The following is a 14,045-nucleotide window of genomic DNA, read 5'->3' on the forward strand; positions in this document are numbered from 1 at the left end:
GCATTGCTCGAAAATACCTCCGACGCTGATTGCAATCCAATCGGGATATTGCTCTCTGTGATAGGGATTTTGCATAAGGAGACGATCTTGGACATCCGCACGCTCGCCTGTTTCGTGGCCGTTGCCGAGGATCTCCATTTCCGCCGCGCGGCGGAGCGGATGAACCTGACCCAGCCGTCGCTGAGCCAGCGCATCCGGGCCCTGGAAGTGGAAGTCGGTGCCGATCTGTTCGAACGCGACCGCCGTCGCGTGGCGCTCACGCCGGCCGGAGCCGCCTTCCTCGATCCGGCCCGAAAGGCGGTGCAGCATGCCAATGCCGCGAAGACGCAGGCGCTCAGGGCCGTTCGCGGCGAGGTTGGGCGCCTGCGACTCGGCTTCACCGTCATTGCCTTCTACGGGGTCCTGCCGGAGGCGGTGCGGATGTTTCGCGGCCGATATCCAGACATCGAGGTGGACCTTATCGAGATGAACTCGCCATTGCTGGAGGCAGCACTTGCGGCGGGCGAGATCGACCTCGGCGTGCTGCATCCGCCGCTCACAACGCCGGAGCTTCTCATTCATCTGTTGCCTGATGAACCATTGGTCCTGGCGCTTCCGGCGACGCACCGGCTTGCCGGGCAAGCGACGGTCCGTGTCAGTGACCTTGACGGCGAACCCTTCCTGCTCGCACCGCGCGCCATCGGCCCAAGCATATATGACCGGGTGATTGCCCTGTTTCGGGCAGACGGCATCAGCCCGCGGATCGTCCAGGAGGTAACGCCGATGACGACGCTGGCCGGGCTGGTTGCGGCGGGCGTCGGTCTGGGCTTCGTCACCGCGGGCATCGCCAGAGTGGCGCGGCCTGGCGTCGCGTACCGTCCAGTTGCCCCTCAGCCGCCGTCCTTGCCGATGGCGGCCGCATGGCGCGAGCCGGCCTTGTCCGCCAGCGGCAAGCGTTTCCTGGAGGTGGTTGCGACACTGGCCACAACCAGGGACCGGGGCCTCGAACCGCCATCGACGGAAGGCTTGCCCCGGGAATCTCGATAAAAAGGTTTCGAATGTTGTCGCTGCACCATATGTCATTTGGTGCGACGCCAAAAAAATAGGGGCCTACCTTGCCAACCGAACCACGTTCTCCACGGCTTGCGGTGCTGATCGACGCAGACAACGCTTCGGCCAAGATTGTCGACGGGTTATTCGAGGAAATCGCCAAGATCGGTGAGGCAAGCGTTCGTCGTATCTACGGCGACTTCTCCAGCACCCGTTCAAAGGCGTGGGCCGATGTGCTGTCGAAGCACGCGATCATCCCGCAGCAGCAATTCGCCTATACCACCGGCAAGAACGCGTCCGACATCACGCTCGTCATCGACGCGATGGACCTTCTCCACAGTGGGCGGTTCGAAGGCTTCTGCCTGGTGTCGTCCGACAGCGATTTCACCCGCCTTGCCGCTCGCATCAGGGAACACGGGATCGACGTGTATGGATTTGGTGAGCAGAAAACACCGGAGAGTTTTCGGCAGGCATGCCGCCGGTTCGTATACACCGAGAACCTGCTTCCGACCGCGCCAGCCAACACTCAGGACGCGGTGCCGGCGAAATCGTTACAGCCGCCCAGCGCCGCGACGCCGATCATCACCAAGGTCATTTCACAGATGGAAACCGAGGACGGCTGGGTGCCGCTCGGCACTGTAGGCAATCAGCTCGCCAACCTGGCGTCGGACTTCGATCCCAGAACCTTCGGCTTTCGCAAGCTGAGCGATCTCATACGCAAGACCAACGCCTTTGAGATTGACCTTCCCGAAGGTGGAGCCATGCGCATCCGCATCAAGTCGGCCCAAGAAACGCAAACGAAAGAGAAGCCTGACCGCCGCCGCCGCATTTAGCAGGTCAGATGATCAGTTTCGTGAACGAGACCCACGCGTTGCTATGTCTTCGGCTGCCCGGCCCCACAGCTAACTCCATGGGTGATGAGCTATCGGATTTGCCCTGAAACCGAAGATCTCCCCACCCGCATCGGGCCTCTGGTCGGACCACTATTTCGCTGGCGCAAACCGGTGTTCGGCGTATCATTCCGGTGGGAGAGGGTTCATGGCGGGAGGAGCCAATGAACGCAATGTTGAGTGTGCCTGTCATAGACCTGACCGCCCAAGAACTTGTTTCATCTGCGCTTTCAAAATTCCGTGCCGGCGACACCATCTCGACCAGGGCCGCATTGGACGCCATCCGTCGGACGAGCCCAGCTTGTCAGGACAGCGACGACGATCTCGTCGAGCTTATCGTGATGACGGCAATTGGTAAGACCATGGGTGTCATGTTCAACCATCGGGCGCGCTAATGCATGCCGCGCAAAAAGTGCGCAGCGGTTTTGCGATAACGACATGCATAAAAACAAGACCTTAAAGCGCGTCGCGTGAATCCGTTCAAACGCGATACACGTTAAGCCCGGAACGAATACGCCGTTTCGCTTTCCATCGGCACAGCGCGATGAGCGCTCGTCCACCATTTGCCTCGCCAGCCATCCCTTGCCAGGACTGATCTGGCCGCGCACCGGGATCGAACCTCGCGCATTACGCGTGGCTGTCTGTCGGATTGCGGTGCAGCACTTGCCTGTCCGCTTCCTTTCCATCCGGCCGATTTCACAACGCAACCAAGCCTTTACCTTCTAGAGCTCGATCGTCGACTTGATGAAGGCTCTCGACATCGACAGCAGCCTTGCCGCGCGCAAGGAGCTTGCTCGCGATCTGAACTACACCGGCGACATGAACGATTCCGCGACCATGAATTTGTGGCTGCATGGCGCCCTGATGAAGAAGCTGGCCGAGAATGGCGGCAAGATCCCGAGCGACCTGGCTGCCTGACCTGATTCCGAACCCTCGGTTCGGAAGCAGAGGCAAATCGCGATCCATCCCGAGTCCATCGGGATGGATCTGGCTGAGGGAACTCCGGGAAATCTTCACCGTTATGCTCTCGGTCGAAACGAGGAGAGCCGCCATGGCAGAGGACAGGACCAGGACCGACACAAGCGACCGCTCGGAGATAGCCGACGAAGACGTGCGGCATTTCGCCGAGGAAGCCGGCATTACGCTCGACCAGGCCCGGACCCTGATCAAGCGCCACGGCAGCGACCGCAAGGTGCTGGAAGAAATAGCCGAAAGCATAAAAGGATCGTAACGGCGTGACAGCGGGGATTCCTGAGCAGCTTTTATCGGTTTTCTAACAAATTCGGCCTATTCCCATTCCGACCATGGGAGTTGGGCTTTTGGTGCAAACAGACAAGATCGCCACGCGACATGCTATTGCGCTGTCCGTCGTCGTGCCGTGCTACAATGAGATCGGCGGCGTTGCAGAGCTTTACCGGCGCGTGACAGCCGTTTGCCGTAAACAGGCCGGTCAATCCTACGAGATCGTCCTGGTGATCGACGGAGCAACCGACGGCACCCGCGAGGCCATTTTCGAGCTCGCCAGACAGGACAGCCACGTCGTCGGCATCGACCTTGCCCGCAATTACGGCCACCAGATCGCGCTCAGCGCCGGCCTGGAGTTCTGCCGCGGCCAGCGCATTCTCATCCTCGATGCCGATCTCCAGGACCCGCCGGAACTGCTCGAAGCCATGATGGCGAAGATGGATGAGGGCTTCGACGTCGTTTACGGCCAGCGGCTGAAGCGCCAGGGCGAAAGCTGGTTCAAGCGCGGCACCGCCGCATTGTTCTACCGCCTGCTGCGCAAGATGGTCGATGTCGACATGGCGCTCGATTCAGGAGACTTCCGCCTGATGAGCCGCCGCGCGCTCGATCATCTCAATGCGATGCCGGAGCGCTACCGCTTCATTCGCGGCATGGTGAGCTGGATCGGCCTGAAGCAGGTGGCCTTTCCCTATGAGCGGCACGAGCGCTTCGCCGGCACCACGCACTATCCATTGAAGAAGATGGTGCTTCTGGCAATGGATGCGATGACCAGCTTCTCCATCGTGCCACTGCGGTTTGCCTCGCATCTCGGCATGATCTTCGGCCTGCTCGGGCTTGCCGCGCTCGGCTACACGCTCTTCTCATGGTTTGCCGGCAGCGTCTTGCCCGGCTGGACGAGCCTGGCAGCGATCGTCCTGATCCTGGGCAGCGTCCAGCTTCTGGTCCTCGGGATTTTCGGCGAATATCTCGGGCGCATGTACATGGAGACCAAGCGGCGGCCTCTCTATCTCGTCAACGAGATCGCTGCCCACGATCCCGCCGCCGCGGAGTTGCCCGTCCATCGCCTGCAGGAACTGGCCCGGGAAATGACGAAAGGAGCCCCGCGTGCTTCAGGCCGAGTTTGACCAGTTCGCGCTCGAATATCAGCAGCAGCACGCCGCAAGCATCCGGCTGAGCGGCGAAACGCCGGATTTCTTTGCGCGGTACAAGATCGACGACGTCGCGGCACGGCTCGCTCGCTCCGGTGTGAAACCACGGCGGATACTCGACTTCGGCGCCGGCGTCGGCAATTCGCTGGGGCCCATGCGCGCCGCGTTTCCCGACAGCGAGATCACCTTGCTCGACCCATCCTCGCAGTCGCTCGATATCGCCAGCAAGCGCTTTCCCGGCCAGGCCGATTTCAGGCCCTTCGATGGCGAAACCATCCCTTATGCAGACGGCAGTTTCGATCTAGCCTTCGCCGCCTGCGTGTTTCATCACATCCCGGAAGACCTCCATGTCGGCCTGATCAAGGAGATCGAGCGCGTGCTGACCGTCGGCGGCAGCTTCTTTCTGTTCGAGCACAATCCCTGGAATCCGCTGACGACGCACGCGGTGCGAAACTGTGCCTTCGACGAGAATGCGGTGCTGATCAATGGCCGCGACATGCGCCGGCGAATGAAAGCGGCGGGCTTCTCCAGTCCCGACATCGTCTACCGGATTTTCTTCCCGCGCCTGCTCGCAAGATTGCGGCCCCTGGAACGTTACCTGACCAGGATTCCCATGGGGGCGCAATATTTCGTGCATGCGGTCAAGCCCGCCGTCTGACCGAACGCCTTGCCCTCGGATGAGCGACACGCCGAAACCTCTGATCAACCTGCCGCCAAGCGGCTTGGAGACATGAAATGAACGTGGTTCAGGCGACCATGGCGGCCGTGTCGCCGGTCAAAGATGCACTGCGGTCCAGGTTGCTGTTCTGCCTGCTCGTCGCGCCTCTCGTGGCGTTCGCGCTTTCCGCCCACGCTGTCGCCATCCTGCAGGACCCCGACTGTTGGTGGCAGGTCAAGGTAGGGCTCGACCTGCTGGCAAATCGTACGTTCCCGCTTGTCGACAGCTATTCTCATACTTTCGCCGGCCAGCCATGGATCGCCAAGGAATGGCTCGGGCAGGTTCTCCTCGCGCTCTCCTACACGGCAGGCGGCTGGAACGGTGTGGCGATGCTGATCATCGCCACCATTGCGCTTACGATCTCGCTGCTGTCATGGCATCTCAGCACCTGGCTGAGGCCGACGGCGGCAGTCGGGCTGGCCCTGCTCGCGGCGGCCATGATCTCGCCCATCTACACCGCGCGTCCTCACATCTTCACCTTGCCCATCATCGTGATCTGGACGGCAACGCTTTTCCGTGCCGCGCGCTATGAGCAAGCCCCACCTTTGTGGCTGCTTGCCTTGCTTGTGCTGTGGGCCAATCTCCACGCGACCTTTACGCTTGGCTTCGTCATTGCGGCTTTCGCCGGCCTCGATCTTCTGGCGCGAACCCGCCTGTCCAACCCCATGCTCCTTGCCAAGTGGGTTGCTTTCGGTCTGCTTTGCCCGCTGGTCAGCCTGATCAATCCCTATGGCATCAAGGCCATCCTCGCCACTTTCACGGTAGCCTACGGCAATGAAGCGGTTCCCCTGATCGTCGAGTGGCGACCGTTCGACGCTTCGGATCAACCACTCCAGGAAGTGGGCATCCTGCTGTTCGTTTTCGCGCTGCTTGTGTCGAGACTGCGCATTGGCTGGGCCAAGGCGCTGTTCATCATCTTTGCGCTGCATGTCTATCTCACCCATCTGCGCTTCATGTATCTGTTCTTCCTGCTGGTGCCGATCGTGATTGCGGTCGAGGTGGCTGAGCAGTACCCCTCGCTTTCCCTGGCCAAATGGATGGCGGACAAGCGCGACGGGCTGGAACGATTTTTCGCCAGATGGTTTTACCAGATCTGCGGCGTGGCCGGCATGGTGGTGGTGGCTGCGGTCGCCGTGCTCACCAGCGCCTATCAGGCCGAGCCTAGCCAGAAGACTTCCGCCAGGGATGCGCTTGCATTCGCCGAAAGCCATCATCTGTCGGGCAATGTCCTGAATTCGTACAATTTCGGCGGCAGCTTGATTTTCCATGGCATCAAGACATTCATCGACGGCCGGACGGATCAGCTCTTTCTCAACGGCTTTACGAAGACAGATTCCGAAATGGGCCGCAGCGGCGGAAAGCCGATCCTCGAGGCGCAGCTGAAGAAATATGCGATCGCCTGGGCGCTGCTGACCGCGGACGACAGCCGCATTCCCTTCTTCGACGAGTTGGGCTGGAGGCGGGCATATTCAGACAAATACGCCGTGATCTTCGTGCCTGGCGCTTGATTTCGGCGCCGGTCGGACATGCCTGGCCGTCAAAGCCGGATTGCGACGCTTGTCGTCCAAAGAGCGCGGCGACAAGTTCACCGCTAAACCTATGACTTTTTAATATTTTTCCCTATTCACCTCTCTCGAATCCCAATGCCGGGCCTTCTATTTTTCTCGACGCAGCAGATCGCTGCAGGCAGTCGCCACCTCGTGACGACGACCGAGAAGGAAGAAGGAAAAATCCGATGTATCGCAGCCACGGGCTACCCACCCACCGTCCCCTGCCTGTCTCGTCGGTGAAGGCCGACATCCAGGCGGTGGCCCATGGTGAGCGAAAGCGGTCGATCGCACCTTTCAGATTGACCAAGATGCTTCTGACAATCGGCTTCCTGCTGACCGCCGCGGCCATCGCCGCCTCGGTTTCCTGATACCAAGAGAAATATGATGCCCAACTCAGTACCTCCGCGAACTTCCAACGCTCTCCACCGCTTTGTCGTCGGGCTCGATGGCGAAGGCCATTGGATCGCCCGCGATGAACAGGGCCAGACCGGCGGCGTTTTCACCGACAGGAATTCCGTCATCCGTTTCGCTACCATGGAGAGCGACCATCAGGCGGGAGCGGTAAAGTTCGCGCCTGCATCCGCACGGCTGTCATTGTTCAATTGAGCCGTGATCCGTAAGGCCCGGGCAACGACAAGCGAGCGATTTCACGACAGTTGACATCGTCGCTGCTCCGGCAGGTCGCGAAAGCCGATCATGGAAACTCCGCATCTTGCCGATCTGAGCAGCCTGCTCGAACGCTTGACGCATACGCGCAAGCTTCTCGATCACCAACTGTGGGAAGCTGCGCGCAGCCTGTCCATCGACAGGTCGTCTCCCGAAGGCCGGCGATTTGCCTGCCTGGTTGATGCCGGCGCCACGCTCGACGCCGCAATGTTGCTGGTCGCGGTATCAAACCGCTCCGTGGCCAGCCTCGGCAATACAGGCGGACACTGGACATGCACGCTTCAACCGACGGCGCCTCTCGCCGGAGCCGCGACAAAGAGGTTCCGGATGGAGCATGCGGATCTGTCAGCCGCGGTTCTGGCATCGCTGATTGCCTCGCTTCTGCATAGCGGAAGCCTCACTGGGCCTTCCAAACCAACAAAAGGAAATCCGTCCATGATGACGCCTGAACAAGCACGCCTGCGCCTGAACGGTGCCATGACCGCATTGGTCACGCCGTTTTCAGACGGAGAGGTCGACCTGGCGGGCCTGACGACACTGCTTGAGTGGCAGATCGAACAGGGTATCAACGGCCTGGTCCCGTGCGGCACGACCGGAGAGGCGCCGACCTTGTCGTGGGAAGAGCGTCTCGACGTCATCGCGCGATGCGTCAAGGTCGCCAGCGGCAGGGTGCCGATCATCGTCGGCAGCGGCACCAACAACACCGAGGCGACGATCGCTTTTACCGCCGCCGCCGAGGCCTTTGGCGCCGATGCGGCGCTGATCGTGACGCCTTACTACAACAAGCCGACCCAGGAGGGCATCTATCGCCATTTTGAAGCTGTCGCCCGCAAGGTCAGCATCCCGATCATTGTCTACAATGTCCCGGCCGCACCGGCGTCGACCTGCTTCCCGAAACGATCAAGCGCCTGGCAAAAATACCGACCATCGTCGGCATCAAGGACGCAACTGGCGATCTGAGCCGGCCGTCATCGCTTTCATCCACGCTCGGCCATCGCTTCATCCAGTTCTCGGGTCACGATTCGACATCCTTCGGCTTCAACACCATGGGTGGCCGGGGCACGATTTCCGTGGTCTCCAACGTAGCACCCCGCCTGTGCGTCGAAATGCACGACGCGTGCCGGGCGGGAGATCACCACACTGCTCGGGCCATACACCATCGGCTGAGGCCGCTCATCGCGGCGCTGGAACTGGAAAGCAATCCAATCCCGGTGAAATACGCGCTGCATCTTGCGCTGGGGCTGAGCGCCGATGTTCGCTTGCCGCTGACGCCGGTGCAACCGGAAACCGCCGATGCCATCCGCGAGGCGATGCTGGCGCTGGCCGAGAACGACAGCAATGTCTTCAGCTCGACACGGGCTGTTGTGAACGCTGGACATTGGTGGGGCTGACAAACCGAAAAGCGCGTCGCATCAATTCTTCAGACGTGACGCGCATATTGGAAAGGCATTCTCTAGGTTGGCCGCCTGGACTCTTCCAGAAGGTAGACCAGTCCAGGCCGAACGATCCACTCGCCTTTGCGCAGGCTGTCGAAGTCGAAGCGACCGTCGGTGCTGCGCGGCGCAACGCCGACATAGCGGTATCGATGGCCGCTTCCATCGACGACCGTCTCGGAAATCGGCTTGTCCGCGAGATGGCCGATGGTCGCGCCTTCGGACCGCGGGTTCGCCAGAATGAAGGACTCGGCTGGCAGGCTTCGCCTGACCCTGGCATTCAGCCCGACCTTGGCATTCAATTTGAACGGATTTGGGATCTTATTCATTGAACCATCGCTCTCGGCGTGGCCGGGCGTAGGTCACTTTTTCGCCGGCCCACGAACGGACCAGCGTTAGATAGTCGGCAGTTGCATATGAATTCGAGAGGAGTTCGCGACCTGATTCATCAACGCCGCATAATGATAGAGAGCTCGAAAGCGAAGAGAATCGAAGAACTTGCTATAGTATGTCGACTATAAATTCTGCTATTTTATATATGCCTTCTTTATATCTTCACACCCTTCCCTCAATCGAGAAAATATCCACGGCACGCTACGTAGATGCCTTGAGTGCGGATGCCGTCGCGACGGCGGCTTGATCCGAGACGACAGAAGGATGAAGACGATGCTGCCCCGGCATGCCCCATGCTACACATACTACCGGACCCGCGATCTGCGGGAAAATCGGCGCTACCCGCCCGAGGTCGAGGCAAAGACGCGGATGGCCGCCTATCCGGGAGAACTCGGAATGCTGCTGCGGCTGGGCGGCGTCATGCTCGCGGGTGCCGCGCTGGTAACCTGTATCATGATGGCGGCCGGTTAACGCTCGAGAAATCTTTATAGGAATTTTATTTCTTTCCTCTCCGCCACGTCTCGAACCTTTATGGTGTTTCGATCCATATTCCAGCAGGCAAACCTGGTGGCGACTACGTCGTTACGAGGTGTTTTTGTATGAATTCGACTGGCAGGCCGCAGAATTTCAACACAATGCGCAAAACCAAGCAAGACTAGTGGCCGCAGGTTTGAAATACAAAGCGCAAAAATAAACAAGGAATGCGTACCATGGACATCGTCGTTATCGGGATAGGGGTTTTGTTTTTCGCTCTGTCCTTCGCCTACATCAAAGCTTGCGACAGTCTTTAACGGAAGGAACACAACATGCTTGTCGACTATATCCTCGGTGGCGGTGTGACCTTGTTCCTTCTCGCCTACCTGACTTACGCCCTCGTTCGCCCAGAACGCTTCTGACAGCAACTGGCGCCAGGCACGGAAAGCTACACCAATGACTCTCTTCGGATGGATACAGATCCTCGTCTATTGCGGGATCGTCGTTTTGCTTGTGAAGCCGCTTGGCGGCTATATGTATCGCGTTTTCAACGGCGATCGCACGTTTCTCTCGCCTGTTCTTGTCCCGATCGAGCGAGGTCTTTATCGCATCTCGGGAACCAGCGAGCGCGAAGAGCAGCACTGGACCAGCTACGCGGCAGGCATCATGTTCTTCAGCCTGGCCAGTTTCCTGGTGCTCTATGTCCTGCAGCGACTGCAGGGTGCCCTGCCCTATAATCCCGCCGGCATGACAGCGGTTGAGCAGAACCTCGCCTTCAACACCGCCGTCAGCTTCGTGACCAACACCAACTGGCAGAACTACGGCGGCGAAAGCACGATGTCCTACCTCGTGCAGATGGCCGGCCTCACCGTGCAGAATTTCATGTCCGCTGCGGTCGGCATTGCCATTGCGGTGGCGCTGATCCGCGGCTTCGCTCGGCATTCGGTCAAGTCGATCGGCAATTTCTGGGTCGATATGACCCGCTGCACCCTCTACATCCTCTTGCCGCTCTGCATCGTGCTGACCCTGGTCTATGTCTGGCTCGGCATGCCGCAGACGCTCGGCCCGTACGTCAACGCCACGACATTGGAAGGCGCGCAGCAGACGATCGCGGTCGGCCCCGTCGCCTCGCAGATCGCCATCAAGATGCTCGGCACCAATGGCGGCGGCTTCTTCAATGCCAACGCCGCCCATCCTTTCGAAAATCCCGACGCGATCTCCAACCTGATCCAGATGGTGACGATCTTCGCGCTTGGCGCCGCACTCACCAATGTCTTCGGCCGCATGGTCGGCAACCAGCGCCAGGGCTGGGCGATCCTGGCCGCGATGGGCGTGCTGTTCATCGCCGGCGTCGCGGTCTGCTACTGGGCGGAAGCATCAGGCAATCCGCTGGTTCATGCGCTCGGCATCGACGGCGGCAATATGGAGGGCAAGGAGACCCGCTTCGGCATCGCCCTGTCGGCGCTGTTCGCGGTCATCACCACCGCCGCGTCCTGCGGCGCGGTCAATGCCATGCACGACTCCTTTACCGCGCTCGGCGGCTTGATCCCGATGATCAACATGCAGCTCGGCGAAGTCATCGTCGGTGGCGTCGGCGCCGGCTTCTACGGCATCATGATGTTCATCGTAGTCGCCGTCTTCGTTGCCGGCCTGATGGTCGGCCGCACACCCGAATATCTCGGCAAGAAGATCGAGGCCAAGGAGGTCAAGATGGCAATGCTCGCCATCCTCGCTCTGCCCCTGGTCATGCTGGTCTTCACGGCCATCGCGGTCGTGCTGCCAAGCGCCGTGGCCTCAATGGCCAATGGCGGTCCGCACGGCTTCTCCGAAGTTCTCTATGCCTACACTTCGGCGGCCGCGAACAACGGCTCGGCCTTTGGCGGCCTCTCCGGCAACACGCCCTGGTACAACATCACGCTCGGCATCACCATGTGGGTGGGTCGCTTCTTCGTCATCATTCCAGCGCTTGCCATCGCCGGCTCGCTGGCGGCGAAGAAGACGGTGCCGGCTTCCGCCGGAACGTTCCCGACAGACGGTACTCTGTTCGTCGGCCTGCTGGTCGGCGTCATCCTGATCGTCGTCGGCCTGACCTTCTTCCCGGCGCTGGCGATCGGACCGATCGTCGAGCATCTGGCGATGATCCACGGGCAGACATTCTGAGCCGCCCCATCTTGGATAACGACATGTCCTGGCTCAACATCATGCGTCGCAAGGCTCACCCCCGGGCCGACAATGAGGGGAGGCAACTCCCCCTCCCTTCCCGACCATGTCCACCTTCCTCGGCCTTGCGACAGTCATGATCGTGATCTGGCTGCTGGCCTACGGGCCGCCGCATCTTTTTTCGGCATCCGATCGATCGGCGCCGTCCAACAACATTGATACTGGAGCCACCAAATGAGCCAGTCCAAATCCGCTGTTATCATGGATGCCCGCATATTGTGGCCCGCCATCGGCGGAGCCTTCAGGAAACTGAACCCGCGCACGCTGATCCGAAATCCGGTGATGTTCGTCGTCGCCATCGTCTCGTTGCTCACGTCGGTCCTGTTCCTCAGGGACCTCGTCACTGGCGGCGGCGATTTCGGCTTCACGCTGCAGATCATCATCTGGCTGTGGTTCACCGTGCTGTTCGCCAACTTCGCCGAAGCGGTGGCCGAAGGCCGCGGCAAGGCGCAGGCCGACTCGCTGCGCAAGGCGCGCACCGAGACGCAAGCCAAGCTTCTGACCGGCGAGGACCGCACCAAGTTCAAGCTGGTGCCCGGCACCAGCCTGAAGGTCGGTGACGCCGTGCTCGTCGAGGCCGGCGACATCATCCCGTCCGACGGCGAGGTGATCGAAGGCGTCGCTTCCGTCAACGAGGCGGCGATCACCGGCGAATCCGCGCCGGTCATCCGCGAATCCGGCGGCGACCGTTCGGCGGTAACCGGCGGCACGCAGGTCCTGTCCGACTGGATCCGCGTGCGCATCACCGCTGCCTCCGGCCATACTTTCCTCGACCGCATGATCTCGCTGGTCGAAGGTGCTTCGCGCCAGAAGACGCCGAACGAGATCGCGCTCAACATCCTGCTCGTCGGCATGACGCTGATCTTCGTGCTGGCCACCGCAACGATCCCGAGCTTTGCCGCCTATTCCGGCGGCTACATCTCGGTCACCGTGCTGGTCGCGCTGTTCGTCACCTTGATCCCGACCACGATCGGCGCCCTGCTTTCGGCCATCGGCATCGCCGGCATGGACCGCCTGGTGCGTTTCAACGTTCTGGCCATGTCGGGCCGCGCCGTGGAAGCGGCGGGTGACGTTGACACGCTGCTGCTCGACAAGACCGGAACGATCACGCTCGGCAATCGTCAGGCGACGGAGTTCCGCCCTGTCAAGGGCGTCCCCGAGCAGGAACTGGCCGACGCGGCGCAGCTCGCGTCGCTCGCCGACGAAACACCCGAGGGTCGCTCGATCGTCGTTTTGGCCAAGGAGAAATACGGCATTCGCGCCCGCGACATGGCAGCACTGCATGCCGCCTTCGTGCCCTTCACCGCGCAGACCCGCATGAGCGGCGTCGATATCGACGGCTCGTCGATCCGCAAGGGCGCGGTCGATTCGGTTCTCGCCCACGTCAACCAGTCGACGTTGGCCGGCAGCGGTGCGCGCCCGGCCAGCGATGCCGTCCGCGACCTGCAGGCGATCGCCGACGAGATCGCCAAGTCCGGCGGCACGCCGCTGGCGGTCGAGCGCGACGGACGCCTGCTTGGCGTCGTCCATCTCAAGGACATCGTCAAGGGCGGCATCAGGGAACGCTTCGCCGAACTGCGCAAGATGGGCATTCGCACGGTGATGATCACCGGCGACAATCCGATGACGGCGGCGGCGATCGCGGCGGAGGCCGGCGTCGACGACTTCCTCGCCCAGGCGACGCCAGAGGACAAGCTGAAGCTTATCCGCGATGAACAGGCCAAGGGCAAACTGGTCGCCATGTGCGGTGACGGCACCAACGACGCCCCGGCGCTTGCCCAGGCCGATGTCGGCGTCGCCATGAACACCGGTACAGTCGCCGCGCGCGAGGCCGGCAACATGGTCGACCTGGATAGCGACCCGACCAAGCTGATCGAGATCGTCGAGATCGGCAAGGCGCTGTTGATGACGCGCGGCTCGCTGACGACCTTCTCCATCGCCAACGACGTGGCCAAGTACTTCGCCATCATCCCGGCCATGTTCGCCGTCTTCTACGTCGCGCCGGGGCAGACGTCTGGCCCGCTGCAGGCGCTCAACATCATGCATCTGGCGACGCCGCAGAGCGCCATCCTGTCGGCGATCATCTTCAACGCGCTGATCATCATCGCGCTGATCCCGCTGTCGCTTAGGGGCGTCAAATACCGCGCCATCGGCGCCGGCGCGCTGCTCAGCCGCAACCTTCTCGTCTACGGCCTTGGCGGCATCATCGTGCCCTTCGTCGGCATCAAGCTGATCGACATGATCATCACCGCCATCGGCCTCGCATAAGGAACTATGTC

The 14,045-nt window shown here is 61.1% G+C and carries 14 protein-coding genes and 2 pseudogenes; 15 read left to right on the top strand and 1 reads right to left on the bottom strand.

Annotation, left to right across the window (positions count from 1 at the left end; all coding sequences use genetic code 11):
• Positions 1-87 precede the first annotated feature (87 nt).
• From MESS4_RS29145 to dapA, 11 genes and pseudogenes are all read left to right on the top strand, one after another.
• The gene (locus MESS4_RS29145; protein ID WP_006339095.1) at positions 88-1,026 is read left to right on the top strand and encodes a LysR family transcriptional regulator; all 939 of its coding nucleotides are present in this window, start codon (positions 88-90) and stop codon (positions 1,024-1,026) included.
• Positions 1,027-1,094: 68 nt separating this feature from the next.
• Positions 1,095-1,862, top strand: a complete 768-nt coding sequence (locus tag MESS4_RS29150; protein ID WP_006339100.1) for an NYN domain-containing protein — start codon at positions 1,095-1,097, stop codon at positions 1,860-1,862.
• Between the two features lie 221 nt (positions 1,863-2,083).
• Positions 2,084-2,314, top strand: a complete 231-nt coding sequence (locus MESS4_RS29155) for a hypothetical protein (RefSeq protein WP_006339101.1) — start codon at positions 2,084-2,086, stop codon at positions 2,312-2,314.
• A gap of 334 nt (positions 2,315-2,648) precedes the next feature.
• Positions 2,649-2,837, top strand: a pseudogene (locus MESS4_RS33120) (DUF3597 domain-containing protein); the annotation flags it as partial.
• Between the two features lie 133 nt (positions 2,838-2,970).
• The gene (locus MESS4_RS29165) at positions 2,971-3,150 is read left to right on the top strand and encodes a DUF3606 domain-containing protein (protein WP_006339104.1); all 180 of its coding nucleotides are present in this window, start codon (positions 2,971-2,973) and stop codon (positions 3,148-3,150) included.
• 88 nt (positions 3,151-3,238) lie between these two features.
• Positions 3,239-4,288, top strand: a complete 1,050-nt coding sequence (locus tag MESS4_RS29170; protein WP_006339106.1) for a glycosyltransferase family 2 protein — start codon at positions 3,239-3,241, stop codon at positions 4,286-4,288.
• Positions 4,269-4,970 carry a class I SAM-dependent methyltransferase gene (locus MESS4_RS29175; protein WP_006339113.1) on the top strand — a complete coding sequence of 234 codons (702 nt, stop codon included), beginning with the start codon at positions 4,269-4,271 and terminating at the stop codon, positions 4,968-4,970. The genes MESS4_RS29170 and MESS4_RS29175 overlap by 20 nt, the downstream gene beginning before the upstream one ends.
• Positions 4,971-5,047: 77 nt before the next feature.
• Positions 5,048-6,538, top strand: a complete 1,491-nt coding sequence (locus tag MESS4_RS29180; protein ID WP_006339123.1) for a hypothetical protein — start codon at positions 5,048-5,050, stop codon at positions 6,536-6,538.
• A 227-nt stretch (positions 6,539-6,765) separates the two neighbouring features.
• Positions 6,766-6,948, top strand: a complete 183-nt coding sequence (locus MESS4_RS33830) for a hypothetical protein (RefSeq protein ID WP_006339126.1) — start codon at positions 6,766-6,768, stop codon at positions 6,946-6,948.
• A 16-nt stretch (positions 6,949-6,964) separates the two neighbouring features.
• The gene (locus MESS4_RS29185; protein ID WP_244441237.1) at positions 6,965-7,186 is read left to right on the top strand and encodes a hypothetical protein; all 222 of its coding nucleotides are present in this window, start codon (positions 6,965-6,967) and stop codon (positions 7,184-7,186) included.
• Between the two features lie 537 nt (positions 7,187-7,723).
• A pseudogene (dapA, locus tag MESS4_RS29190) lies at positions 7,724-8,637 on the top strand (4-hydroxy-tetrahydrodipicolinate synthase).
• 62 nt (positions 8,638-8,699) lie between these two features.
• On the opposite strand, the gene MESS4_RS29195 reads toward dapA, so the two are convergent.
• Positions 8,700-9,008, bottom strand: a complete 309-nt coding sequence (locus MESS4_RS29195; protein WP_006339139.1) for a hypothetical protein — start codon at positions 9,006-9,008, stop codon at positions 8,700-8,702.
• 328 nt (positions 9,009-9,336) lie between these two features.
• Here MESS4_RS29195 and MESS4_RS29200 point away from each other — a divergent pair, with 328 nt between their 5' ends.
• From MESS4_RS29200 to kdpB, 4 genes are all read left to right on the top strand, one after another.
• Positions 9,337-9,543: a hypothetical protein gene (locus tag MESS4_RS29200; RefSeq protein ID WP_036242390.1), complete on the top strand. Its 207-nt coding sequence runs from the start codon at positions 9,337-9,339 to the stop codon at positions 9,541-9,543.
• 335 nt (positions 9,544-9,878) lie between these two features.
• Positions 9,879-9,968: a K(+)-transporting ATPase subunit F gene (gene kdpF / locus MESS4_RS32885; protein WP_081609884.1), complete on the top strand. Its 90-nt coding sequence runs from the start codon at positions 9,879-9,881 to the stop codon at positions 9,966-9,968.
• Between the two features lie 34 nt (positions 9,969-10,002).
• Entirely contained in the window at positions 10,003-11,706 is a 1,704-nt protein-coding gene (kdpA, locus tag MESS4_RS29205; RefSeq protein ID WP_006339149.1) for a potassium-transporting ATPase subunit KdpA, read from the top strand.
• A 234-nt stretch (positions 11,707-11,940) separates the two neighbouring features.
• A complete protein-coding gene (gene kdpB / locus MESS4_RS29215) occupies positions 11,941-14,034 on the top strand; it encodes a potassium-transporting ATPase subunit KdpB (protein ID WP_006339151.1) in 2,094 nt (697 codons plus the stop codon).
• Positions 14,035-14,045: the final 11 nt, after the last annotated feature.

Source organism: Mesorhizobium sp. STM 4661, from assembly GCF_000359125.1.
Classification (GTDB): Bacteria; Pseudomonadota; Alphaproteobacteria; order Rhizobiales; family Rhizobiaceae; genus Mesorhizobium.